Raw genomic sequence first — 22,601 nt, forward strand, 5'->3', positions numbered from 1 at the left:
GTGGCAGGACCCCGGGGGACATATGTGTATTACCTTTCAGTATTTTGTGTCCTACACTCCGGTTATGGGTGATTTCGACCGGTATGCCCGGCTCACCGCGGGGCTCGACGCGCCGTACGCGGTGATCGATCTCGCCGCGTTCCGCCGGAACGCCGACGACCTGGTCCGGCGCGCCGCCGGTACGCCGATCCGGATCGCCTCGAAGTCGGTCCGTTGCCGCCCGCTGATCGCCGCCGCGCTCGAACGGCCCGGGTTCCACGGCGTGATGAGCTACGCGCTGCCCGAGGCGCTCTGGCTGGCCCGGAACGGAACCGACGACATCCTGCTCGGCTACCCGACCACGCACCGCACGGCGCTCCGCGAACTGTCCGAGGACCCCGAGGCGGCGTCCCGGATCACGCTGATGATCGACTCGCCGGAACACCTCGGATTCATCCGGGCCGCCGCGACCGGCCCGGCCCGGATCCAGGTCTGCCTCGACGTCGACGCCTCGCTGCGGATCTTCGGCCAGCACCTCGGCGTCCGACGGTCCCCGCTGCGGACCCCCGCCGAGGTCGCGACGCTCGCCCGGACCGTCGCCGCGGACGACAGGTTCGAACTGACCGGCGTGATGTTCTACGAGGCACAGATCGCCGGCCTGCCCGACACCTCACCCGCCGTCCGCTGGGTCAAGCGCCGCTCGGCGGCCGAGCTCGCGGACCGCCGCGGCGCGGTCGTCGACGCGGTGAAGCAGGTTGCACCGCTGCGGATCGTGAACAGCGGCGGCACCGGCAGCCTCGAGGTCAGCAGCGCGGACCCGGTCGTCACCGAGGTCACCGCGGGCTCCGGCCTCTACGGCCCGACCCTGTTCGACAAGTACGACGTCTTCCAGCCGGAGCACGCGATGGCGTACGCGCTGGACGTCGTACGGCGGCCCGCGCCGCGGATCGCCACGCTGTTCGGCGGCGGGTACGTCGCCTCCGGTCCGGCGAAGAAGTCGCGGCTTCCGTCGCCGGCTCACCCGCAAGGGCTCACGCTGCTCGGCACCGAAGGCGCCGGCGAGGTGCAGACTCCGGTACAAGGACGATCGGCCGAGCGGCTGGAAATCGGCGCCAGGGTGTGGATGCGGTACGCCAAGGCAGGCGAGATGCTGGAGCGGTTCGACGTCCTGTACGCCGTCGACGGCGAGGACGTCCATGAGCTCAGGACGTACCGGGGCGAAGGGAAGAACTTCGGATGAGCACCTGGCGGAACTGGTCCGGCACCGAATCGGCGACCGGCGTCGAAGCCCTGCGACCAGGCTCCGTCGACGAGCTCGCCGCGGCGGTGAAGACTGCCGCCGAGCAGGGCAAGAAGCTCAAGCCGGTCGGCTCCGGCCACTCGTTCACCGGCTGCTCGGTCCCGACCGAAGCGATGATCCAACTCGACGGACTCTCCTCGATCATCCACGCGGACCGCGAGTCCGGGCGGGTGACGGTCGGCGCCGGTACGGGCCTGCGGAAGCTGAACGCGGGCCTCGCGGCGTTCGACCTGGCGATGGCGAACCTCGGCGACATCGACAAGCAGACGATCTCCGGCGCGATCTCCACCGGCACCCACGGCACCGGCGCGAAGCTCGGCGGTCTGGCCACCCAGATCGTCGGGCTCGACCTGGTCACGGCGGACGGCTCGGTCCTGCACTGTTCCGCCGAGGAGAATCCGGACGTGTTCGCCGCGGCCCGGATCTCGGTCGGCGCGCTCGGCGTGATCAGCTCGCTCACCCTGCAATGCGTACCGGCGTTCCTGCTCCGCGCGCAGGAGATGCCGATGCCGCTCGGCGAGGTCCTGGACGACTTCGATGAGTTTGCCGATGGCAACGATCACTTCGAGTTCTACTGGTTCCCGCACACCGGCCTGGCACTCACCAAGCGGAACAACCGGGTCGGCGCGGGCGTGCCGGCGGCTCCGGTCGGCCGGGTTCGTGGCTGGATCGACGACGAGCTGCTGTCGAACAAGGTGTTCGAGCTGACCAACCGGCTCGGAGTACGCCGGCCCGCGCTGGTGCCGCGGATCAACCAGCTCGCCTCGCGCGCGTTGTCGGCCCGCCATTACGTCGATGCGTCGTACAAGGTGTTCTGCTCCGAGCGCAACGTGGTGTTCCGCGAGTCGGAGTACGCCGTACCGCGCGAGCACGTGGTGGACGTTGTTCGCCGCCTGAGGCAGTGGATCGATGCTTCGAATGAGCGGATCCCGTTCCCGATCGAGGTCCGGGTGGCCGCGGCGGACGACATCTGGCTGTCGACCGCGTTCGGCCGAGAGACCGCGTACGTCGCGATCCACCAGTACCACCGGCTGCCGCACGACCCGTACTTCCGCGCCTTCGAGAACATCGTCGCCGACTACGACGGCCGTCCGCACTGGGGCAAGCTGCACACCCTTACCGCCGACGACCTGCGCACCCGGTACCCGCGGTTCGACGACTTCCTCGCGGTCCGGGACCGCCTCGATCCGCAACGAACGTTCGAAAACCCCTACACCCGCCAGGTCTTCGGCAGCTAGCGTGCGGGCATGGGACTCGAACCGCTGACCGAGGATTGGCACAAGGCGCTCGCGATCGTCGCGCACCCGGACGACCTGGAATGGGGATCCGCGGCGGCGATCGCCCGCTGGACCGGGCAGGGCAAGCAGGTCGTCTACTGCCTGCTGACCTCCGGCGAAGCCGGTATCGACGGTGTCGACCCGGCCGAGTGCGGCCCGCTCCGGGAGGCCGAGCAGATCGAGTCGTCCCGGATCGTCGGCGTCTCGGCGGTCGAGTTCCTCGGCCAGCCCGACGGCACGATCGAGTACGGCGTACCGCTGCGCCGCGTGATCACGGCCGCGATCCGCCGGCACCAGCCGGAGATCGTGATCACGAACAACTTCCGCGACACCTGGGACGGCGACGTCGTGCTCAACCAGGCCGACCACATCAACACCGGCCGCGCGACGCTGGACGCCGTCCGGGACGCCGCGAACCGGTGGATCTTCCCGGACGCCGGTGAGCAGTGGGCCGGGGTCCGCCAGGTCTGGGCGGCCGGCTCACCGAACTCGCGGCACGGCGTGGACACGACCGAGACCTTCGAGCTCGGGTTGCGCTCCCTCGAGGCGCACCGCGCCTACATCGACGGGCTGAACCGGGAGTTCGATCCGGAGGAGTTCCTCGAGGGCGCCGCCCGTCCGGCCGGCACGCTGCTCGGAACGAAGTACGGCGCCCGGTTCGAGGTCTTCAGTCTGTGAGCGGCCGGTAGGCCTGCAGGTGTGGCGGGGTCGGCTTCGGGCGGCGTGGCTCGCGGTCGCCCGCGGTGCCCGGGCCGGGCGGGTTGTTCGGGCCGGCCCAGGACCGGACCAGCGCGCGGCCGCCTTTGCGCGTCAGCCGGTGCAGGTCGATCTGCATCACCTGACGGGCCGGGATGCCGAGCTGGGCCAGGCTGCGGTTGGCCATCTCACAGGCCGCGTCGTGCTTGCGCGGCGACAGCTTCTGCTGCATGACGATCGCGATCGAACCGTCCGGCAGGTCCTCGACCCGCTGGAACCGCATCCCCTTGTCCAGCGACCAGGAATGCAGGGCCAGGTCGATGTAGTCGGCGTTGGAGAGTCGCCGATCGGGCTTCGCGCGCGCAACCACTTCGTATCGGGCCATGTACCGATCATCCGTCGAGGTTCGGCGGAATTCCAGGAATCTGCGATCAGCGAAGTGCGTCGATCGCGGCCGCGACCGCCGCCGGGCTCGAGATCAGCGTCAGGTGGTTGGCGTTCGGGATCAGCGTCGGCGCAGGTGCGCCGATCCGGGTGGCGGTCGCGGTCGCGTCGCCGCCGTCGGTGTCGAGAGCGCCGAAAACGACCCTTTTCGGCAGCTTGAGGTCCTTCAGCTCGGACAGCCGGTCCGGTGTCACCGCGGGGATGCCGTGCGCGGTCATCTGCCAGATCGCCTTCTCGGCGCCTGGCTGCCGGAACGGGCGGGTCCACGCGTCGACATCCATCTGCGGGCAGTCGGGCGAGCAGGCGCTGTTGTAGATCTTCTTCAGCAGCCACCCCTGGTCGAGCACCAGCCGGAACAGCGACGTCCGGTACGGCGGGATGACCAGCCAGCGCGGCGGACCGGCGTTCCCGCCCGGCAGCGGCAGCCCGTCGCCGTCGAGGAACATGATCCCGCCCATTCGGCCCGGCGCCTCCAGTGTCGCCTCGGCCGCCACGCCGGCGCCGAGCGAGTGCCCGACCAGGATCGGCCGCGGCTCACCGGGACCGCCGAGGTGCATCGCGTCCAGGAAGCCGAGCAGCTGCGCCGCGAGATGCTCGATCGTGTACGGCGCCTTGCGTTCGGAGTACCCGTAGCCGGTGATGTCGTACGCGTACACGCGGTGGTTCTTCGCCAGCAGCGGGACCAGCCGCGACGACGTGTCGACGGATTCCGCGGCGCCGTGCACGAGAACGACGGGTGTGCCCGACGTGCCCCAGGTGTCGTAGCGGGTGTTGATGCCGCCGGCGTCGACGTACTTCAGACCGGGTGGCGGGGTCGCGGTCGCGTTGGTGGCGAGGTTGTAGCCGAACGAGGCCGCGGTCACGATCAGCCAGAGCCCGAGGAGTCCCACGAACCCGCGCCACAGGAACCGTTTCACGACTCCTAGTTTTGCAGCCCTCTGGTTTCTACAGCCCGACGATCCGGCCGGCTTCGGTGAGGACCGCGGGGGAGGCGAGTGACTGCCAGCGGGGGAGTTGTTCCTGGAGGAACGGGCGCAGCTGCACGGCCCGCTCCGCGTCGTTGTCGAGGACGTCGAGCTCGTTCACGATCGTCAGGTCGACGAAGTCGCGCAGTTCGGCGGCGCCGAGCTCCTCCGACGTGCCGGTGAACCGGTCGGTGACCGTGCGGTGCTCGGCGAGGTCACGCCAGGTCGTCTCCCGGTCGCACGCGCCGTACCGGTAGACGATCGCCTCGGTGTCGGTGCCGATCACGGACTCCAGCACCGGACGCTCGGTCTGCCAGTCGAACAGGTGGGTCGGGAAGCCGTCCGTGCCGTACGCCGCGTGCGCGAGCCCGGCCAGTACCAGCGTGTCGGAGGCGCCGAGCGAACCGAGGCGCTTGGCGACCCGGTGCAGGTGGACGTACAGGCTGCCGCCCGCATGGTCGATCTCGTCGGCGCCGCGGACCAGCAGCAGCGAACCCAGGTCCTCGAAAGTGCTCATCTGACCCCTTCTCACCAGGAGCGGCCAAACCCGCAGGTCACCCACGGTAAGGCCTGGCCCTAGCCGCTGCCCACCACTTCGGCGTGCCGTTCCGGTCACACCGCGGTGAGGGTCCGGCGGGTCTCCTCGACGAGCAGCGGCAGCATCGGGTGCACGGTGTGCTTCGGCCAGATCAGCGCCAGTACGTTCGGCTCCGCGTCCACCAGCGGGAGCCAGGTCAGCCGCGGGTGCGCGAAGTAGGTGACGGTGGACGCCGGGGCGATCCAGCAGCCGTGGCCGGCCGCCACCAGATGCAGGCATTCCTCCGGTGTCCGCGCCTGCGGACCGAAGTGCGCGCGGGTTCCGTCCGGGCGCGGGTCGATGAACCAGAAGTCGACCACGGCCGGCGGCATCCCGTCGCGTGGTCCGACCACCGGTACATCGGCCAGATCCGCGATGGACAGGGACGTCCGCGACTCCAACCGATGACCTGGCGGCAGCGCGACCCAGCGGTCCTCGGGTAGCAGCGGGTGGATCGTGAACCGCGGGTCGTCGCCGATCGGCAGCCACAGGAACGCGGCATCCGCCCGGCCCGAGATCAACGCGTCGATCTCGTCCGGCAGCGTGTGCGATGAGATCGGTCGCAGCTCCAGGTCCGGCGCCCTCTCCCGGAGCGCGGCCTCGACCGCGGGCATGAAGTGCGCCGTGCTCTGGGCCTTGAACGCGATCCGCAACGGATCCGGCCGCCCGGTCGCGGCCAGCCGCGCCTCGGCGACCATCGTCCGCGCCGACGACAGCAGCGCCGCACCCTGCTTGAGGACCACTTGGCCGGCCGCGGTCAGTTCGATACCGGTCGGGCGGCGTTCGAGCAGCGGCGCACCGACGACCCGCTCGAGCTGGCGGATCTGCCCACTGACCGCCTGCTGGGTCAGGTTCAGGGTGCGGGCGGCGCGGGTCATGCTGCCCTCCGCGGCGACGGCGTCGAGCGCCTGCAGCAGCCGCAAGCTCAGATCCACAGCTCTCATCGTGCCACAACGATCGGTTGTGCCCTCGCCAGCAAATCTCTGTTTCCGCTCGGCACCCGGCGCGCAGGACGATCGAGGCATGGCAGAAACCAGAACCGCGCTCGTCACCGGTTCGTCGAAGGGTCTGGGCCGGGCGATCCTGCTCCGGCTCGCCGCCGCGGGAACGAACGTCGTCGTCAACTACTCGCGCGACAAGGCCGCCGCCGACGAGGTGCTGGACGCCGCGAAGGCGTTCGGGGTCCGGGCGATCGCGGTCGCGGCCGACGTCTCCGAGGTCGACGGCATCCAGCGCTTGTACGACGCGACGTTCGAGGAGTTCGGCCGGCTCGACATCGTGGTCGCGAACGCCGGGATGGAGAAGGTGAACGTCCCGGTCGCGGACGTCACCGAGGAGGACTTCGACCTGCTGTTCCGGGTCAACACCAAGGGCCCGTACTTCGTCCTGCGCGAGGCGGCTCGGCGGATCGCCGACGGCGGCCGGATCATTACGATCTCGTCGAACACCACGACGGTTCCGCAGTTGGGCGTCGGGTTGTACGGCACCAGCAAGGTCGCGACCGGGTACCTCGCGCGGGTGCTGGCGCTCGAACTCGGGCCGCGCGGGATCACCGTGAACACGATCGTCCCGGGCCCGATCGACGGTGCGGGGATCTTCACCGATCCGGCCAACGACGCGTACAAGCAGAGCTTGGTCGCGATGGTGCCGATCGGCCGGTTGGGGACGACCGAGGACGTCGCGGGGATCGCGGCCTTCCTCGCGAGCGACGCCGCCGGGCTGATCACCGGGCAGCAGATCGTCGCCGACGGCGGCATGCACTGAACTTTTCGTTGTTCCGAGTGCGAGGGAGAACTATGTCTGGAACCATGCGTGCGGCCCAGGTACAGCAGGCGGGCGGCCCGTTCGTCGTCACCGACGTCCCGATCCCGGAGCCGGGCGCCGGGCAGATCCGCGTCAAGGTTCATGCCTGCGGGATCTGTGGCGGCGACGCGATTCCGCGGAACGCGTTGTTCGGTACGAGGCTGCCGCGGATCCCGGGGCACGAGATCGCCGGTGTCGTGGACGCGGTCGGCGACGGCGTGACGGTCTGGGAGGTCGGCCAGCGGGTCGGTGTCGGCTGGTCCGGTGGCGTCGACTTCACCTGCGAGTTCTGCCGGCGCGGTGATTTCACCAACTGTGTGAACCGGACGATCGTCGGGACGTCGTACGACGGTGGGTACGCCGAGTACATGGTGGCTCCGCAGGACGCGGTGGCGAGGATCCCGGAGGGGCTCAGCTTCGAGGAGGCGGCGCCGTTGATGTGTGGCGGGATCACCGCGTTCAACGCGTTGCGGCACGCCCATGCCGGTCCTGGTGACACGGTCGCGGTGCAGGGCGTCGGTGGGGTCGGGCATCTGGCGATCCAGTTCGCCGACAAGTTCGGCTTCCGGACCGTGGCGATCAACCGCGGGCGGGACAAGGAGAAGCTCGCCCGGCAACTCGGGGCGGACGAGTACATCGACAGCACCGAAGGTGACGCCGGCGAGGCGTTGAAAGAGCTCGGTGGTGCGGCCGTGATCCTGGCGACCGTGTCCCGCGCCGAACTGCAGAGCGACCTGGTCAAGGGCCTGCGGCCGAACGGTCAGCTGATCGTGCTCGAAGGCGGCGACCCGATCCAGGTCACCGGCCACGCCCTCGCCGACGGCCGGCTCTCGGTGTCCGGGTGGTATTCCGGGGTGGCCCAGGACTCCGAGGACACACTGAACTTCGCCGTGCTGAAGAACATCCGGCCGATCATCGAGACCTACCCCCTCGAACAAGCCGAAGAAGCGTGGCAACACCAGCCCAAGGCGAATCTGCGCGTCGTCCTCAAAACCCAACCCGAATAAGTGTTTCCAGGACCCGTCCGCAACCACCTCACACGGTTGCGGACGGGTCCTGCATTTCCTACCCCGTGGTCATCAGGGAAGGTGACCACCACGGGGAGCCTCTGTCGGGAGTGGCTCGAGGTCAGTCCAGGTCGGCGAGGGCCCTCTTGGCGGCTTCCAGCTCGGCCTCGAGGGCGGCGACCTTGGCGGCCTGCTGGGCGCGGGCCTCCTCGATCACCTCGTCGATCGGGGTGGACAGGTCCTCGTGCAGCTCCTTGGCGGCGCGGGACACCGCGGCCGCGGCGACGGCCAGGTCGCGGGCCAGGTACGTCGTGCCCTGCTTGAGCTCGGCGCGCCACTCGCCGTCGGCCGTCCCGGTGACGGTCAGCGTCAGCTCGAGGGTCTTGGTCTTCTTGCCGGCCGCCTTCTTCGCCGGAGCCTTCTTCGGCTTGGGTGCCTCCGGGACGTCGGCGACCTGGGGCACGTCGGGAGTGTCGGTGAGGCCGGACGGCGCTTCTACTGCAAAGGTGTCTACAGTCATCGTTGCGGCGATCTCCTTCTGACTGATGCGGGACCGCTATTAGAACATATGTTCGACTGATACGCCAACCAGCTTGCGCAGGAAGCGATCGACCTGCTCCTCCAGCGGCGGCAACGAGGCCTCGGGCTCGTTGATCCGGATCGACACCGCCCCGTGCACCGCCGAGCGCAGATCGAGCGCCACCGCCGCCGCGTCGTCGGCCGGCGCGAGCCCGGCGTCCATGCACGCCTGCACCGCGGCGATCGCGCGCACCGACAACTCCTCCTTGAAGACCAGCTCCATCCGCCGGTTGAGCGTGCTCTCGTGCAGCACCTTGTAGAGCCCGGCGTAGTCACGCGTCCAGCTCCCGAGGAACAGCAGTCGCGCGCGTAGCCGCCGTACCGGATTGTCGCCGGCGTTGTCCTCGGCCTGATCCAGATTGCGCAGCAGGTCGGCGGTGCTCTGCTCGAGCGCCGCGAACACCAGTTCGTCCCGGTCGGCGAAGTGGATGTACACCGAGGTTGCCGCGATCCCGACCTCGCGGGCGACCGCGCGCAACGACAGCGCCTCGTCGTCGCCGAGCTCGTTCAGCATCCGCACGGCCGCGTCGATGATCTCCCGGCGCAGCAGCTCACCCTGCCCACGCCGGTTCCGGCTCCGCGTCGTCGCTCCGTCCATACCGCCGATTGTATTGCAACGCACGTTGCCTTACAGTCGTAGCACTACAGCTGTTCACTTAAGGATGATGATGAGCGAACGCAACAAGCAGACGGTCCTCGACTTCTACGAGCTGGGCCTGAACCAGAAGGACTTCCACGCGGCCGCCAAGCTGATCGGCGATCGCTACGTGCAGCACAACCCGCGGATCGCCGACGGCATCGAGGGCTTCGAGGCGTTCATCGCCACGCTCCGCGCGGACTTCCCGGACCTGAAAGCCGAGGTCAAGCAGCTGTTCGCCGACGGCGACCACGTGATCGCCCACGTCTACGGCGTGCGGGTTCCGGGCCAGCCGGGGACCGCGATCGTCGACATCTTCCGGCTGGACGAGGCCGGCCGGATCGTCGAGCACTGGGACGTGATGCAGCCGGTGCCGGAGACGTCCGCCAACTCCAACGGGATGTTCTGATGACCGCTACCGAGGAACACCTCGACATCCGGCGGTGGTGGGCGTTGGGGGCGGTGGCGGCCGCGCAGTTGATGGTCGGGATCGATCTGACGATCGTGAACATCGCGTTGCCGTCGATGCAGCGGGACCTGGGCATGTCGGATCCGGCCCGGCAGTGGGTGATCACGCTGTTCGCACTCGGGTACGGCGGTTTCCTGCTGCTCGGCGGGCGGATGAGTGACCTGATCGGGCGCCGGCGGGCGCTCCTGATCGGGCTGACCGGTTTCGCCCTGGCCTCGGCACTCGGTGGGGCCGCGACCGGACCGTGGATGCTGCTGACGGGGCGGGGGCTGCAGGGCGTCTTCGGTGCACTGCTGACCCCAGCCGTCCTCGCGACGCTCGCCGCGTCGTTCCCGCTACCCGCCGAGCGCGGCAAGGCGTTCGGGATCTACGGCGCCGCGATGGGCAGCGCGTCCGGCATCGGCGTCCTGGCCGGCGGTGTGCTCACGCAGTACCTGGACTGGCGGTGGTCGATGTTCGTGAACCTCCCCATCGCCGCACTGGCTGCCGCAGGCATCCTGTACGCCGTCCGCCCGGCTCAGCGCACCAGCGGGGTGCGGGTGGATGTACTGGGAGCGCTACTGGCGACCGGGGGCCTGATGGCGGTCGTGTTGGGGTTCGCCCGCGCCGAGTCGGACGGCTGGGGCGCGCCGGTCACGTACGCGTCGCTAGGCGCAGGCGTCGTGCTCCTGGCAGCGTTCTTGACTGTGCAGGCTCGGATGCGTAACCCCCTGTTGCCGCTGAGAGTCCTGCGCGACCCTAGGCGCGGCGGCTCGTACCTGGCTGTGTTCAGCCTGGCGATCGGCATCTTCGCCGCCTTGTTCTTCCTGACGTTCTACCTGCAGACCGTCCGCCACTACTCGCCGATCCGGACCGGGCTGAGCTTCCTGCCGTTCACAGTCGGCCTGATGGTCGGCGTCCGCGCTGTGAGCCGATTGCTCGCCAAAGCCCAGGTGAGAGTGCTCATCTGTCCGGGACTGCTCACTGTCGCGGCAGGGCTCGCCCTGCTCGGTGTCGTGCGGCCGGACAGCAGCTACTGGCTGCACGTGATGCCAGTGTTCCTGCTTGTCGGTCTTGGGGCGGGCTGGGTGCTGGTGACAGCGAACAGCACAGCTACCCTCGGCGCCGGCCAGGACAGTGCGGTGGCCGGCGCCATGGTGATGACCTCGCAACAGGTAGGTGCATCACTGGGCACTGCGTTGCTCAGCACCGTTGCGGCCGGCCACGGGTTCGACGTGGCCAGCCGCGGAGCCGCGGGCTTCCTGTGTGTTGCTGCGGTCGTTGTCTACTGGGTGCTCTCGGAGCGGTCGCCCGACCACTCCAGGTGATAGCTGCCCTCGCGGTCGACGCGCTTGTACGTGTGCGCGCCGAACAGGTCGCGCAGACCCTGGATCAGCGCGGCCGGCAGGCGCTCCGCCCGAAGACCGTCGTAGTACGAGAGGGCAGCTGAGAACCCAGGAGCCGGTACGCCGACAGTCGCGGCGGTCGCGACGACCCGGCGCCACGCCTCCTGGCCGCTGCCGACCGCGTCCCGGAAGTAGTCGTCGACCAGCAGCGACGGCAGGTCCGGGTTGCGGTCGTACGCCTCCTTGATCCGGTCCAGGAACCGGGCCCGGATGATGCAGCCGCCGCGCCAGATGGTCGCCATCGCGCCGAGGTCGATGTTCCAGTCGTACTCGTCGCTGGCGGCCCGGATCGCGTCGAAGCCCTGCGCGTACGCGACCAGCTTCGACGAGTACAGCGCGTGCCGCACGTCGTCGATGAACTGGTCCCGGTCGACCTCGGCCTTCACGTCGCCCGGCCCGGGCAGCACGCCGGCGGCCGCTTCCCGCCGTACGACGTCACCCGACAGCGACCGCGCGAACACGGCCTCGGCCATCCCGCTGACCGGGATGCCGAGGTCGAGCGCGGACTGGACCGTCCAGCGGCCGGTGCCCTTCTGCTCGGCCTGGTCGAGGACGACGTCCACGAACGGGCCGCCCGTGGTCGGGTCGGTCTGGCTGAGCACCTCGGCGGTGATCTCGATCAGGAACGACTCCAGGTCGCCGGTGTTCCAGTCCCGGAACACGTCCGCGAGCTCGGCCGGGGACAGCCCAAGCACGTGCCGGAGCAGGTCGTACGCCTCCGCGATCAGTTGCATGTCGGCGTACTCGATGCCGTTGTGCAGCATCTTCACGAAGTGGCCGGCGCCGTCCGGGCCGACGTGCACGCAGCACGGCTCGCCGTTCACGTGCGCGGAGATCTTGGTCAGCATCGGCTCGAGCGCCGCGTACGACTCGGAGGAGCCGCCGGGCATGATGCTCGGGCCGTTCAGTGCGCCCTCCTCGCCGCCGGAGACGCCGGAGCCGACGAAGTGCAGCCCCTTCTCCTTCAGCGCGGCCTCGCGGCGCCGGGTGTCCAGGAAGTGCGCGTTGCCGGCGTCGACGACGATGTCGCCCTCGTCCAGCAGCGGCACCAGTTCGTCGATGACGGCGTCGGTCGGCTCGCCGGCCTTCACCATGATGATGATCTTGCGCGGCTGCTCCAGCGACTCGACGAACCCGGCCAGGTCGGTGGACGGGACGAACTCGCCCTCGGAACCGAACTCCGCGACCAGCGAGTCGGTCCGCGCCTGGGAACGGTTGTGCAGGGCGACCCGGAACCCGTTGCGCGCGAGGTTCCGGGCCAGGTTGCGGCCCATCACCGCAAGGCCGGTGACACCGATCTGGGCTTTGTCAGCGCTCATCGAATCTCCTGCAAGTCTGAAGTTGTGTGCGGGGTCCAGTCTGCCTGAGGCCTTCTCGACACGATCGACCGGTGTTGACCCCTGGACCTTAAGCTCACCTCGTGAATCCTTTGGAAGGACGCCGTACCGCCCTCGTCCTGATCGACCTGATGTCCCGGATCGTCGCGTTGCAGACCGCTCCGTCGAGTGGTCCCGACGTCCTGGAACGATCCGTGGCAGCCGCGGCAGCCACCCGGGCCGCGGGCGGCCTCGTGGTCAACGTCCGGGTGGAACGCCCGGGCGTCGACGTACAACCCGAAGGCAGCGGCTTCGCGCGCGGCGCCGAGCCGCAGCCCGGTGACCTGGAGATCGTCAAGCGGACGATCGGCGCCTTCGGCCGGACGGAACTCGACGCCGAGCTCCGGTCCCGCGGCATCGCGAACGTCGTCCTGGCCGGTATCGCGACGAACTTCGGCGTCGAGTCTACCGGCCGCGCAGCCTCGGACCTCGGCTACGAAACCTTCTTCCTCACCGACGCGATGACGGGCCTCGACGGCGACGCGCACTCGTTCGCGACGACGTACGTCTTCCCACGAGTAGGCACCGTGTGCACCACCGCCGACTACCTGGAGGCGCTAGCCGAATAAGGCACGGTTCTCCTGGACCCAGGTCTGCAGGGTGCGGGCCGGCCGGCCGGTGACGTCGGCGACTGTGGTGTTCACCGACGTCTCGTCGATGGTGCCGTCGCCGAAGAAGGACTCGATCGCGGCGGCGTACGGCTCCGGCATCGACGCGTACAGCGCGGCGTGGGTCTCCGCGCGGCTCATCGGGTACGCCGTGAGCTTCCGCCCGAGCGCCTCCGCGAGGATCGCGACCTGCTCGACCGGCGTCAGCGCCACCGGCCCGGTGAGTCGCAGTACCTCGCTGTCCTGCTCGCCCTGGAGCGCCCGAACGGCGACGTCCGCGATGTCGCGCGGGTGGATCGTCGACACCGCTACGTCGGGAAACTGGACGCGTACCTCGTCGCCGGCCCGGAGCTGGTCGCGCCACCGCAGCGTGTTCGACATGAACGAGTTCGGCCGCAGGAAGGTCCACGCCAGACCGGACGCCCGAACCGCTTCCTCGGTGGCGTGGTGGTACGCCGCGACCGCGTTCGTCGGCTCGCCGTCGAGCGAACTGCTGGACAGTACGACGACCTTCCGCACGCCGGCCCGGACCGCGTTGGCGAGCAGTTCGTCCAGCCGGTCGTAACCGCTCAGCAGGAAGATCCCGCTGACGCCCGCCAACGCGTCGACGAACGTGTCCGGCCGGTTGAGATCGCCGTACGCCGGCTCGATCCCGGCAGGTAGCTCGGTCGCGGCCCGGACCAGCGCCCGACCCGGGATGCCTTGTTCCGCCAGTGATTGCACCACCGCGCCGCCGGCGTTCCCGGTCGCGCCGGTAATCAGGATCGTCACCGCTCAACCCTGACATACCAGAGGCGCACTAGACGCGCACTCGGTGCCAGGTCCGCGCGCCCGACTTCAGCACGACCCCACCGCCCACCGAGATCACAGCGGCCGGATCCTCCACCCGTACGCCGTCGACCGCCACCGCACCTTGCCGCAGCAGCCGCCGCAACTCCGAATTGCTCGCGGAAGGATGCGCGACCCGCAACAACTCGAGCACGACCATTCGCTCCTGCCCGACGACGAGCTCCGGCAGCTCCGCCGGCCCGGTCCGCTCCGTGAAGGTACGCCGGAACGCCTCCAGCTCCGCCTTCGCCGTCCCCGCGCCGTGGTACCGCGTGACCACCGCCGCAGCGAGCCGCAACTTCGCATCCCGTGCCGCCGGACCGGTCGCGGCCGCGAGCGCGGCCACTGTCTCGAGTGGCAGTTCCGTGTACACCCGCGCGTACGCCTCGACCAGCGAGTCCGGAATGCTCATCAGCTTGCCGAACTTGTCCCGCGGGCTGTCGGTCAGCCCGATGTAGTTGTTCAGCGACTTCGACTGTTTCGCCCGGCCGTCGATCCCCGGCGTGATCGTGGTCGTGATCACGGCCTGCGGCGGCGCTCCGAGCCGCTGCTGGAAGTGCCGGCCGAGCTGCTCGTTGAACAGCTGGTCCGAACCCACAATGGTCAGATCGCTCTGCATCGCGAAGCTGTCGTAGCCCTGCAACACCGGGTACACCAGCTCGTGGAGGGCGATCTCGCGCCCGGCCGCGACCCGATCACGGAACATGTCGCGCGCCATCAGTTGCGCGTGCGTGACCTGTGCGAACAGGCTGAGCAGCTCCGCGACCGGCATCGCGTCGTACCACTCGGAGTTCCGCCGTACCTCGAACACCTCAGGGTCGGTCCGCAAGACCAGCGACACCTGCGACAGGAACGAGGCCGCGTTCGCGTCGATCTGCGCGGGGGACAGGACCGGCCGGGTCTCCGAGCGCCCGGTCGGGTCGCCGACCCGGGTGGTCAGGTCGCCGAGCAGGAACACCACCCGGTGCCCGAGGTCCTGCAGTTGGCGCATCATCCACAGGTTGACCGCGTGCCCGAGATGCAGGTCCGGCGCCGTGCAGTCCACGCCGTACTTGATCCGCAACGGCCGGCCGGACTCCAGTCGTTCGCGCAGATCCTCCGCACCGACGATCAGCTCGGTGGTCCGTCGCAATCGGTCGATCACAGCATTCATCGGGTTCCTCTCAGGGCGAGGCACCCGGTACCAGTGCCTCCGGCAAACGGAAAGAGGCAGGAACCGGACGGGTTCCTGCCTCGGAGGCTCTGGGTGCAGCGACGACTAGCGGACGGCTCCTCCCAGAGCCGGTCGATACGTCACGCGCTGCTTGATCACACCGTGAGGCTAGCAGGCACCCGGCAGCGACGGAACCGGATTAGGCTCGACCCTGTGATCGACGAGCGGGTGGTACTGGTGGACGACAGCGGGCGCGCGATCGGGACCGAGGCGAAGGCCACGGTGCACCATGTGGCGACGCCGCTGCACCTGGCGTTCTCCAGCTACGTCGTCGACGCGGACGGGCGGGTGCTGCTGACCCAGCGCGCCCTCGACAAGGTCACCTGGCCCGGCGTCTGGACCAATAGTTGCTGCGGGCACCCACTTCCGGGCGAGCCGGTCGAGCAGGCGGTACGCCGAAGGCTCGCCGACGAACTGGGCATCGTCGTCGACGCGGTCGACCTGGTGCTCCCGGAGTTCCGGTACCGCGCGGAGATGCCGACCGGCATCGTCGAGAACGAGCTCTGCCCGGTCTACCGGGCCTGGTGGACCGGCGACCCGACGCCGAACCCGGCCGAGGTCGCCGACTACCGCTGGGCGACCTGGGCCGAGGTGCACGATCAGCCCGGCCTCTCGCCGTGGTGCGTCCTGCAACTGGACGAGCTCCCCGCCGAGCCGGTCGACTGGCCGATCGCGGACCCGGCCCGGCTACCAGCCGCCGCCCAAATCTGACTCCAGCAGATCCCCGTGCACGGCCACAGCCACGGTGGACGCATGCCCGGCCGCCCCGATCGCGAGCAGCGTCGGCGCGGCCGTCGTACCGACCGCGTACACCCCAGGAACCGTCGTACGCCCGCCCTCGTCCACCACGACCGCACCATCGGTCACCTGGCATCCGAGCCGCTCGGCCAGATCGCTCTGCTGGTGCTGCCGCACCACCACGAACACCCGCCACGCCGCCAACGACTCGCCGCCGACGAACCGCACCCCTGAGGCAACGGCGGCGACTCGCTCGGTTCGCACCTTGACGCCGGCCACCGTGAGCCGATCCAGTTGCGTACCGGTCAGCGCATCGCCGTCCGTGCACAGCACCACGTCGTCGCTCCACCGGCTCAACAACAACGCCCGCGCCACCGACCGATCCGGCGCGCCCCGCAACCCCAACTGCACGAGCGGCTGATCCCGCACCTCCCACCCGTGGCAGTGCGGGCACGCCACCACCGACTGCCCCCACCCGTCGGCAACACCAGGTACGTCGGGCAACTCGTCCCACAGCCCCGTCGCCAGTACGACGGCCCGCACGCGAACCCCGTCCACCACGAACCCGTCGTCCTCGAAGCTCACGTCCTCGACGCGGTGGTCCCGCACCTCGACGCCGTACTCCGCCACCTGCTGCCGCCCACGAGCGAGCAACTCGTCCGGCGACACCTCGAGCGCACCCAGGTAGTTGTGGACATGCGACGCCGCCCGGTTCCGCGCCCGTCCGTCGTCGAACAGCAGTACCTGCCGGCGCGCCCGCCCCAACGTCAGCGCCGCCTGCAGCCCAGCCACACTTCCACCGATCACCGCGACATCCATGCCGCCATCATACGAGACCACTGGTCTCATATTTTGAAATTGATTGGCCGTCGCAGATCCCGGAACTGCCTAATGACTGGGTGATCCGGATCAGGCCCGTCGAGACCGTGGCCGACTACGAGGCCTGGCGCCAGGTCCGCCTCGCCGTCCTGCCGTACGAGCGCGCGCCGAGCGTCGCCGAACTCCGGAAGGCCGAAACGCCGCAGCGGCTGCTGGTGCTGGCCGAGCTCGACGGCGAAGTCGTCGCGCACGGAAACTCCGACCGCTCGAACGAGGCCGACCGGGCCTCGGTGATCGCCCGGGTCCGCCCCGAGGCCCGCCGCCGGGGCGTCGGCACCGCGCTGCTCCGGGTGCTCACCGAGCATGCCGAGCAGCAGGGCTTCACGATCGCCGGCTGTTCGATCGACGACGACGGTTCGCTCGCGTTCGCGAAGCGGTTCGGGTTCACCGAGTTCCTCCGCCAGGTGGAACAGGTCCGCCGGATCGCCGACGAGCCCTGGCCGGTCGTGCCGCCCGAGTACGAGGTGATCCCGGTCGCGGACCGCCCCGAGCTGTGGGCCGTGGCCTACGAGCAGGTCGCGATCCCGACGCTGCCCGATCTCGACACGACGTCGCCGATGCAGGTGACGCCGGAGGAGTGGGCGACCGAGTGGATCAACGACCCGACGTCGATGTTCCTGGCGGTGGTCGGCGACGAGGTGATCGGCGTCGCGGGGCTGTGGCTCGACACCGACAAGCCCGAGCGTGCTGAGGTCGGCTACACCGCTGTCCGTCCGGACTGGCGCGGCAAGGGTGTGGCGTCGACGCTCAAGCGGACGAGCATGGCGTGGGCGGCCGAGCACGGCATCACCGAGATCTACACGTGGACCCAAGAGGGCAACGAGAACATGCGGCAGCTGAACGAGCACCTCGGTTTCACGTACCGGACGGTGAGCGTCAACGTCCGCGCGAACCTACCGCTGCAGTTCCCGGAGCAGCTCGGCTCCTGACCAGGAGCGCCGATCGGTCTCGGCCGCCCGGATCAGGTCCACCAGCTTACGGTTGACCGGTGCGTCGCGGCCGAGCGACTCAGCCAGCCGGACGACCTCGCCGTTCAGGTAGTCGATCTCGGTCGGCCGTCCCGCCTCCAGGTCCTCCCACATCGAGGTCCGGGCGTGCGGGTCGACCGCCAGCACCTTGCCCGCGAGACGGCGGAACAGGAAGTCGGGCAACCGCAGTACCGAAGGAAAGCGGTGCATCGGTACGGCGAGCAGCTGCGCCGGACGGATCCCGGCCGCGTCGAGCAGCCCGAGTGCCTCGGCCTGTGCGGCGGCCAGGCAGCGCCGGTACGCGCGCTGGGACAGCTCGTCCCGCAGCGGTAGATCGGACAGCGCGTTGATCGGGTTGTTCAGGTTCAGCAGGAGTTTCGACCACTGCACCGGCACGATGTCGTCGTGCTGTGTCAGCGGCAGACCCGCCTGCTCGAAGGCACCGACGTACGGCGCCAGCGCGGCATCCTGTTGTACGTCGAGCTTTCCCGCAGTGCCCTGGTGGAACGCGCCGCCGCCGCGGTTGAGCACGTTGAACGGGACCATCCCGGTCACCACGACCTGCTCGGTCAGCCGCTCCCGGAGTACGTCGGCGTTCCGAAGACCGTTCTGGAAGCTCACCACGACCGCACCCGGCTTGAGCACCGACGCCAGCTCGTCGGCCGCGACCGCCGTCGCTGCCGACTTCACCGTCACCAGGATGAGGTCCGCGCCGGCGGCCCCGGTCGGTGTCGTCTCGAACCGGACGTCGTCCACCCGGAGGTCCGCGCCGAGATAGTCGGTCAGCCGCAGCCCGTGCGCCGCCACCTCGGAGGCCGTCCGGGCGCGGCCGACGAACGTCACCGGCGTACCCGTAGCTGCCAGCCGGCCGCCGACGTAGCAGCCGACCCCACCCGCACCGTAGACGGCGATCATGAGGACAAACGTACCGAAGGACGGGAAGCATCCCGTCCTTCGGCCAACCAGAGGGAAACCCGACCAAGGACCCCTGGAAGTCAGTGCAGCCGTACGCGGGGATCGAGGACGGCGTACGCGATGTCGACCAGGATGTTCGCCACCACCACCGCCGCCGAGGCGAACAGGACGATGCCGATGATCACCGGCAGGTCCTGCTGGTTGATCGCGACGACCGCGGTCTGCCCCAGCCCCGGCAGGCTGAACACGGTCTCGGTCACCACCACACCTCCGATCAGCTGACCGAGGTCGATACCGAACTGCGTCACGACCGGCGTCAGCGCACTGCGCAGGCCGTGCACGTAGATCACCCGGCCTTCGCGAATACCCTTCGACCGGGCGGTCCGGATGTAGTCCTCACCGAGTACGTCGAGCATCGAACCGCGGGTCAACCGGGTATACGTTGCCGCCAGCAACAACGCCAGCGCGACCCAGGGCAGCACCAGATGCTGGAACCACGCCCCGACACCCGCGGTGAGCGGCGAGTACCCACCGGCCGGGAACCAGTTGAAGCCTGCCAGCGTGAGCCGGAAGTACAGGAAGTACAACAGCAGCAGGCCGAGCAGGAACGACGGGAACGAGTAGAAGAACAGCGAGAACAACGTCAGCCCACGGTCCGCGAATGACCGCGGGTGGGTCGCCGAGACGACGCCGTTGAAGACGCCGAGCAGCAACCAGAGGACGGCCGCGCCGAGCGACAGCGACACCGTGATCGGCAACGCCTGCCCGATGATCGTTGTCACCGGCACCTGGTGGTAGTAGTCGTACCCGAGGTTCCCCTTCAGCGCGTTGCCGAGGAAGTGCAGATACTGTTTCCAGACCGGCAGATCCAGGCCCAGCCGGTGCTTGATCAACGCGATCGTCTCCGGCGTACCCTGCCGGCCCGCGAGCGTCTGTGCGACGTTGCTCGGCGCGACGAAGAACAGCAGGAACACCGAGATGCTGATCAGCCACAGCACGAGCAGCCCGTGGCCGATCCGTCGTAACAGGAACATACCCATGATCAGGTCCGATCCGCGCGGGGGTCGAAGGCGTCCCGGACCCCGTCACCGAACAGGTTGAAGGCGAGCGTGGTGATCAACAGCGCCAGACCCGGGAACAGGATGAACCACCAGGCGGTCGTGTAGTAGTTCTGCGACTCGCTGATCATCCCGCCCCAGTCGGCCGTTGGCGGCGGCAGGCCGAGCCCGAGGAACGACAGTGTCGCCTGGGTGACGATCACGACCGGGATCAGCAACGTGGTGTAGACGATCACCGGCGCGATCACGTTCGGCAGCACGTCGACGTACATGATCCGGCCGTCGCCGGCGCCGAGCGAACGGGCTGCCTCGACGTACTCGCGCTCGCGGATCGACAGCACCTGACCGCGGACGATCCGGGCCACCGAGGCCCAGCTGAAGAACCCGATCACCAGCACCGTGACGGTCAGGCTCGGGCCGGTCACCGACACCAGCGCGATCGCGACGAGCAGGAACGGCACCGACAGCACGACGTCGATCAGCCGGGCCAGGATCGTGTCGACGATCCCGCCGAGGAACCCCGCGGCCAGCCCCAGGACGACGCCGATCGCGACCGTGATCGCGGTCGCGATCACGCCGACGAGCAGCGAGATCCGGGCGCCGTACGCGATCCGGACCAGGATGTCCCGGCCGAGGTCGTCGGTCCCGAGCCAGAACGTGCCGTTCGGTCCGCGCGGCAACCCGTCCGGGGTGAGCCCGATGTCGCGGTACTGCTCGTTCGGCGGATGCCCGGTGATCGAGGCGAACAGCGGTGCCAGGATCGCCATCAGCACGATCAGCAGGATCACGACGAGCGAGATCATCGCGACCTTGTCCCGGCGCAGCCGCCGCATCGCGAGCGAGAACGGGCTGCGGCCTTCGATGACCTTGGGCTCGTCGACGACGTCGACGAGCTCGATGGCAGTGGTCATGATGCCTTCAAGTCAGGAACTGCGGTGGACAGGTCCTCGCCCACCGTCAACGGGTAGAAACAGGCGGTGCGGTGCGCGGGCGTGTCGTCCAGCACCGGTTCCAGCGGCGGTTCTTCGGCTGCGCAGTCGAGTCGCGCCTTCGGGCACCGCGTGTGGAACCTGCACCCCTCCGGCGGGTTCGTCGCGGCCGGGATGTCGCCACCGAGGATGATCTGTTCGCGGCTGTCGGCGGTGTCCGGGTCGGCCACCGGCAGCGCGGACAACAACGCCCGGGTGTACGGATGCCGGGTCATCCCGAACAACTGGTCGGTCGGCGCCAGTTCGACGATCTTGCCCAGGTACATCACCGCGATCCGGTCGCTGACATGCCGGACCACGGACAGGTCGTGGGTGATGAAGACGTAGGTCAGGTTCAGCTCCTGCTGCAGATCCGACAGCAGGTTGATGATCTGCGCCTGAATCGAGACGTCCAGCGCCGACACCGGCTCGTCGCAGATCACCAGCTTCGGCCGCAGCGCGAGCGCCCGGGCCACCCCGATCCGTTGCCGCTGGCCACCGGAGAACTCGGCCGGGAACCTGTTGTAGTGCTCGGGGTTCAGCCCGACCAGCTCCATCAGTTCCTGCACCTTCTTCTTCCGTTCGTTGCCCGAGGCAATGTTGTGGATGGCGAACGGGTCACCGATGATCGAGCCGACCCGGCGGCGCGGGTTGAGCGAGCCATACGGGTCCTGGAAGATCACCTGGACGTCGCGGCGCAACGGCCGCATCGCCTTGCGGGACAGCTTGGTGATCTCCTGGCCCTCGAACCACACCGAGCCCGACGTCACGTCGTACAGATGGGCCATACACCGTGCCAGCGTGGACTTCCCGCAGCCGGTCTCGCCGACCAGCCCGAGGGTCTCGCCTCTGTGCACCTCGAGCGAGACACCGGCAACGGCCTGCACCACCTCCTTCGAATGAGTAGGGAATTCCTTACGGACGTCGTCGACCTTGAGCAGTACTTCGTCGTTCACGATGCGACCGCCTCGTTCACGTTGTGGGGGAGCCAGCAGGCGGACTGGTGGCGCGGATCGCCGCCCACGTTGAGCAGCGGTGGTGTCTCCGAGCACTTCTCGAACACGTGGGGGCAGCGGGTCGCGAACGGACAGCCCTTCGGCAGGTTGATCAGGCTGGGCGGCGTCCCCGGGATCGGGGTCAGCCGGTCGCCGCTGCGCGCGGGCAGCGAGGCCAGCAGACCTTGCGTGTACGGGTGGTGGTTGCGGTAGAAGATGTCCCGGCGCGGAGCGCGTTCCATCACGGCGCCGGCGTACATCACCACCACCTCGTCGGCCATCTCGGCCACCACCCCGAGATCGTGGGTGATCAGGATGATCGCGGTACCGAACTGCTCCTGCAGCCGGCGCATCACGTTCAGCACCTGGGCCTGCACGGTCACGTCGAGCGCGGTCGTCGGCTCGTCCGCGATCAGCAGCGCCGGGTCCAGCGCCATCGCCATCGCGATCATCACCCGTTGCCGCATCCCGCCGGAGAACTGGTGCGGATAGTCGTCGATCCGCTCCGCCGCCCGGGGGATGCCGACCAGCGTGAGCAGTTCGGCGGCCCGCTTCCGGGCCGCCTGCTTGCTGATCTCCAGGTCGTGCGCACGGATCATCTCGACGATCTGCCAGCCGATCCGGTACTGCGGGTGCAGGCTCGACAACGGGTCCTGGAAGATCATCCCGATCCGGGCGCCGCGCAGCCCGCGCAGCGTCCGTTCGTCCGCGGTGATCAGGTCGGTGCCGTCGAAGAACGCCGTACCGGACACCTTGGCGCCGCGGGTGAGCCCGGTGATGGTCTGGGTGGAGACGCTCTTCCCGGATCCGGACTCGCCCACCACGGCGAGCGTCTGGCCGGCTTCCACGTCGTACGACAACCCCCGGACGGCATGGACGGTGCCGTCCGGAGTGTCGAAGGAGACCCTGAGGTCCCTTACTTCCAGCAGTGCCATGA

At 69.1% G+C, this 22,601-nt stretch carries 25 protein-coding genes; 10 read left to right on the forward strand and 15 right to left on the reverse strand.

Annotated elements, in window-relative coordinates; translation table 11 throughout:
• Window positions 1-64 precede the first annotated feature (64 nt).
• From FB475_RS24460 to FB475_RS24470, 3 genes are read left to right on the forward strand one after another with little or no spacing between them, the layout of a single operon-like run.
• Window positions 65-1,219 (forward strand): amino acid deaminase/aldolase, encoded by a 1,155-nt coding sequence (locus FB475_RS24460; protein ID WP_141858903.1) that lies wholly within the window; start codon window positions 65-67, stop codon window positions 1,217-1,219.
• Window positions 1,216-2,517, forward strand: a complete 1,302-nt coding sequence (locus FB475_RS24465; RefSeq protein WP_141858904.1) for a D-arabinono-1,4-lactone oxidase — start codon at window positions 1,216-1,218, stop codon at window positions 2,515-2,517. Before FB475_RS24460 ends, FB475_RS24465 begins: the two co-directional genes overlap by 4 nt.
• A gap of 9 nt (window positions 2,518-2,526) precedes the next feature.
• Entirely contained in the window at window positions 2,527-3,234 is a 708-nt protein-coding gene (locus FB475_RS24470; protein ID WP_141858905.1) for a PIG-L deacetylase family protein, read from the forward strand.
• Here the strand turns inward: FB475_RS24470 and FB475_RS24475 are convergent.
• From FB475_RS24475 to FB475_RS24490, 4 genes are all read right to left on the reverse strand, one after another.
• Complete coding sequence (locus FB475_RS24475) at window positions 3,224-3,637, reverse strand: hypothetical protein (RefSeq protein WP_141858906.1); 414 nt, start codon at window positions 3,635-3,637, stop codon at window positions 3,224-3,226. The genes FB475_RS24470 and FB475_RS24475 overlap by 11 nt on opposite strands.
• A gap of 46 nt (window positions 3,638-3,683) precedes the next feature.
• Complete coding sequence (locus FB475_RS24480; RefSeq protein ID WP_141858907.1) at window positions 3,684-4,613, reverse strand: alpha/beta fold hydrolase; 930 nt, start codon at window positions 4,611-4,613, stop codon at window positions 3,684-3,686.
• 28 nt (window positions 4,614-4,641) lie between these two features.
• Entirely contained in the window at window positions 4,642-5,178 is a 537-nt protein-coding gene (locus FB475_RS24485) for a DUF6817 domain-containing protein (RefSeq protein WP_141858908.1), read from the reverse strand.
• Between the two features lie 95 nt (window positions 5,179-5,273).
• Entirely contained in the window at window positions 5,274-6,173 is a 900-nt protein-coding gene (locus FB475_RS24490; protein ID WP_185759413.1) for a LysR family transcriptional regulator, read from the reverse strand.
• An 88-nt stretch (window positions 6,174-6,261) separates the two neighbouring features.
• On the opposite strand from FB475_RS24490, the gene FB475_RS24495 reads away from it, so the two are divergent.
• Together FB475_RS24495 and FB475_RS24500 are read left to right on the forward strand one after the other, a co-directional pair.
• Entirely contained in the window at window positions 6,262-7,002 is a 741-nt protein-coding gene (locus FB475_RS24495) for an SDR family oxidoreductase (RefSeq protein WP_141858910.1), read from the forward strand.
• Window positions 7,003-7,034: 32 nt separating this feature from the next.
• A complete protein-coding gene (locus FB475_RS24500; protein ID WP_202878484.1) occupies window positions 7,035-8,048 on the forward strand; it encodes an alcohol dehydrogenase catalytic domain-containing protein in 1,014 nt (337 codons plus the stop codon).
• A gap of 121 nt (window positions 8,049-8,169) precedes the next feature.
• Here the strand turns inward: FB475_RS24500 and FB475_RS24505 are convergent, their stop codons facing one another.
• Complete coding sequence (locus tag FB475_RS24505; RefSeq protein ID WP_141858911.1) at window positions 8,170-8,568, reverse strand: DUF6319 family protein; 399 nt, start codon at window positions 8,566-8,568, stop codon at window positions 8,170-8,172.
• A gap of 39 nt (window positions 8,569-8,607) precedes the next feature.
• Window positions 8,608-9,225, reverse strand: a complete 618-nt coding sequence (locus FB475_RS24510) for a TetR/AcrR family transcriptional regulator (protein ID WP_141858912.1) — start codon at window positions 9,223-9,225, stop codon at window positions 8,608-8,610.
• Between the two features lie 70 nt (window positions 9,226-9,295).
• On the opposite strand from FB475_RS24510, the gene FB475_RS24515 reads away from it, so the two are divergent.
• Window positions 9,296-9,673, forward strand: a complete 378-nt coding sequence (locus FB475_RS24515; protein ID WP_202878485.1) for a nuclear transport factor 2 family protein — start codon at window positions 9,296-9,298, stop codon at window positions 9,671-9,673.
• A complete protein-coding gene (locus tag FB475_RS24520) occupies window positions 9,673-11,040 on the forward strand; it encodes an MFS transporter (RefSeq protein WP_141858914.1) in 1,368 nt (455 codons plus the stop codon). The genes FB475_RS24515 and FB475_RS24520 overlap by 1 nt, the downstream gene beginning before the upstream one ends.
• On the opposite strand, the gene gndA is transcribed toward FB475_RS24520, so the two are convergent.
• Window positions 10,998-12,437, reverse strand: coding sequence for an NADP-dependent phosphogluconate dehydrogenase (gene gndA, locus FB475_RS24525; RefSeq protein ID WP_141858915.1), 1,440 nt, complete (start codon window positions 12,435-12,437; stop codon window positions 10,998-11,000). The two genes, FB475_RS24520 and gndA, sit on opposite strands and share 43 nt — an antisense overlap.
• Before the next feature lie 101 nt (window positions 12,438-12,538).
• Here gndA and FB475_RS24530 point away from each other — a divergent pair, with 101 nt between their 5' ends.
• The gene (locus FB475_RS24530) at window positions 12,539-13,063 is read left to right on the forward strand and encodes an isochorismatase family protein (protein ID WP_141858916.1); all 525 of its coding nucleotides are present in this window, start codon (window positions 12,539-12,541) and stop codon (window positions 13,061-13,063) included.
• Here the strand turns inward: FB475_RS24530 and FB475_RS24535 are convergent.
• A complete protein-coding gene (locus FB475_RS24535; protein WP_141858917.1) occupies window positions 13,052-13,873 on the reverse strand; it encodes an NAD(P)H-binding protein in 822 nt (273 codons plus the stop codon). The two genes, FB475_RS24530 and FB475_RS24535, sit on opposite strands and share 12 nt — an antisense overlap.
• A 28-nt stretch (window positions 13,874-13,901) precedes the next feature.
• The gene (tyrS, locus tag FB475_RS24540) at window positions 13,902-15,083 is read right to left on the reverse strand and encodes a tyrosine--tRNA ligase (RefSeq protein ID WP_141858918.1); all 1,182 of its coding nucleotides are present in this window, start codon (window positions 15,081-15,083) and stop codon (window positions 13,902-13,904) included.
• A 213-nt stretch (window positions 15,084-15,296) separates the two neighbouring features.
• Between tyrS and idi the strand changes: the two genes are divergently transcribed.
• Window positions 15,297-15,854, forward strand: a complete 558-nt coding sequence (gene idi / locus FB475_RS24545; protein ID WP_141858919.1) for an isopentenyl-diphosphate Delta-isomerase — start codon at window positions 15,297-15,299, stop codon at window positions 15,852-15,854.
• On the opposite strand, the gene FB475_RS24550 is transcribed toward idi, so the two are convergent.
• Entirely contained in the window at window positions 15,831-16,700 is an 870-nt protein-coding gene (locus tag FB475_RS24550) for an NAD(P)/FAD-dependent oxidoreductase (protein ID WP_185759414.1), read from the reverse strand. The two genes, idi and FB475_RS24550, sit on opposite strands and share 24 nt — an antisense overlap.
• Window positions 16,701-16,780: 80 nt before the next feature.
• Between FB475_RS24550 and FB475_RS24555 the strand changes: the two genes are divergently transcribed.
• Window positions 16,781-17,689 (forward strand): GNAT family N-acetyltransferase, encoded by a 909-nt coding sequence (locus FB475_RS24555; protein ID WP_141858921.1) that lies wholly within the window; start codon window positions 16,781-16,783, stop codon window positions 17,687-17,689.
• On the opposite strand, the gene FB475_RS24560 is transcribed toward FB475_RS24555, so the two are convergent.
• From FB475_RS24560 to FB475_RS24580, 5 genes are all read right to left on the reverse strand, one after another.
• Window positions 17,654-18,643: a 2-dehydropantoate 2-reductase gene (locus FB475_RS24560; RefSeq protein ID WP_141858922.1), complete on the reverse strand. Its 990-nt coding sequence runs from the start codon at window positions 18,641-18,643 to the stop codon at window positions 17,654-17,656. The genes FB475_RS24555 and FB475_RS24560 overlap by 36 nt on opposite strands.
• 80 nt (window positions 18,644-18,723) lie before the next feature.
• Window positions 18,724-19,683: an ABC transporter permease gene (locus FB475_RS24565; RefSeq protein WP_141858923.1), complete on the reverse strand. Its 960-nt coding sequence runs from the start codon at window positions 19,681-19,683 to the stop codon at window positions 18,724-18,726.
• Window positions 19,684-19,685: 2 nt separating this feature from the next.
• A complete protein-coding gene (locus FB475_RS24570; RefSeq protein WP_141858924.1) occupies window positions 19,686-20,612 on the reverse strand; it encodes an ABC transporter permease in 927 nt (308 codons plus the stop codon).
• Window positions 20,609-21,625: an ABC transporter ATP-binding protein gene (locus FB475_RS24575; protein ID WP_238332386.1), complete on the reverse strand. Its 1,017-nt coding sequence runs from the start codon at window positions 21,623-21,625 to the stop codon at window positions 20,609-20,611. Before FB475_RS24575 ends, FB475_RS24570 begins: the two co-directional genes overlap by 4 nt.
• Window positions 21,622-22,599, reverse strand: a complete 978-nt coding sequence (locus FB475_RS24580; protein WP_141858925.1) for an ABC transporter ATP-binding protein — start codon at window positions 22,597-22,599, stop codon at window positions 21,622-21,624. Before FB475_RS24580 ends, FB475_RS24575 begins: the two co-directional genes overlap by 4 nt.
• Window positions 22,600-22,601 lie beyond the last annotated feature (2 nt).

Source organism: Kribbella jejuensis (assembly GCF_006715085.1).
Taxonomy (GTDB): Bacteria; Actinomycetota; Actinomycetes; order Propionibacteriales; family Kribbellaceae; genus Kribbella; species Kribbella jejuensis.

Excerpts from the sequence above, each read along its gene's own strand:
- FB475_RS24460 (WP_141858903.1), top strand. The coding sequence starts at position 65 with ATGGGTGATTTCGACCGGTATGCCCGGCTCACCGCGGGGCTCGACGCG.
- FB475_RS24465 (WP_141858904.1), top strand. The coding sequence starts at position 1,216 with ATGAGCACCTGGCGGAACTGGTCCGGCACCGAATCGGCGACCGGCGTC.
- FB475_RS24470 (WP_141858905.1), top strand. The coding sequence starts at position 2,527 with ATGGGACTCGAACCGCTGACCGAGGATTGGCACAAGGCGCTCGCGATC.
- FB475_RS24475 (WP_141858906.1), bottom strand. The coding sequence starts at position 3,637 with ATGGCCCGATACGAAGTGGTTGCGCGCGCGAAGCCCGATCGGCGACTC.
- FB475_RS24485 (WP_141858908.1), bottom strand. The coding sequence starts at position 5,178 with ATGAGCACTTTCGAGGACCTGGGTTCGCTGCTGCTGGTCCGCGGCGCC.
- FB475_RS24495 (WP_141858910.1), top strand. The coding sequence starts at position 6,262 with ATGGCAGAAACCAGAACCGCGCTCGTCACCGGTTCGTCGAAGGGTCTG.
- FB475_RS24500 (WP_202878484.1), top strand. The coding sequence starts at position 7,035 with ATGTCTGGAACCATGCGTGCGGCCCAGGTACAGCAGGCGGGCGGCCCG.
- FB475_RS24505 (WP_141858911.1), bottom strand. The coding sequence starts at position 8,568 with ATGACTGTAGACACCTTTGCAGTAGAAGCGCCGTCCGGCCTCACCGAC.
- FB475_RS24510 (WP_141858912.1), bottom strand. The coding sequence starts at position 9,225 with ATGGACGGAGCGACGACGCGGAGCCGGAACCGGCGTGGGCAGGGTGAG.
- FB475_RS24515 (WP_202878485.1), top strand. The coding sequence starts at position 9,296 with ATGAGCGAACGCAACAAGCAGACGGTCCTCGACTTCTACGAGCTGGGC.
- FB475_RS24520 (WP_141858914.1), top strand. The coding sequence starts at position 9,673 with ATGACCGCTACCGAGGAACACCTCGACATCCGGCGGTGGTGGGCGTTG.
- gndA (WP_141858915.1), bottom strand. The coding sequence starts at position 12,437 with ATGAGCGCTGACAAAGCCCAGATCGGTGTCACCGGCCTTGCGGTGATG.
- tyrS (WP_141858918.1), bottom strand. The coding sequence starts at position 15,083 with ATGAATGCTGTGATCGACCGATTGCGACGGACCACCGAGCTGATCGTC.
- FB475_RS24550 (WP_185759414.1), bottom strand. The coding sequence starts at position 16,700 with ATGGATGTCGCGGTGATCGGTGGAAGTGTGGCTGGGCTGCAGGCGGCG.
- FB475_RS24560 (WP_141858922.1), bottom strand. The coding sequence starts at position 18,643 with ATGATCGCCGTCTACGGTGCGGGTGGGGTCGGCTGCTACGTCGGCGGC.
- FB475_RS24565 (WP_141858923.1), bottom strand. The coding sequence starts at position 19,683 with ATGGGTATGTTCCTGTTACGACGGATCGGCCACGGGCTGCTCGTGCTG.
- FB475_RS24570 (WP_141858924.1), bottom strand. The coding sequence starts at position 20,612 with ATGACCACTGCCATCGAGCTCGTCGACGTCGTCGACGAGCCCAAGGTC.
- FB475_RS24580 (WP_141858925.1), bottom strand. The coding sequence starts at position 22,599 with ATGGCACTGCTGGAAGTAAGGGACCTCAGGGTCTCCTTCGACACTCCG.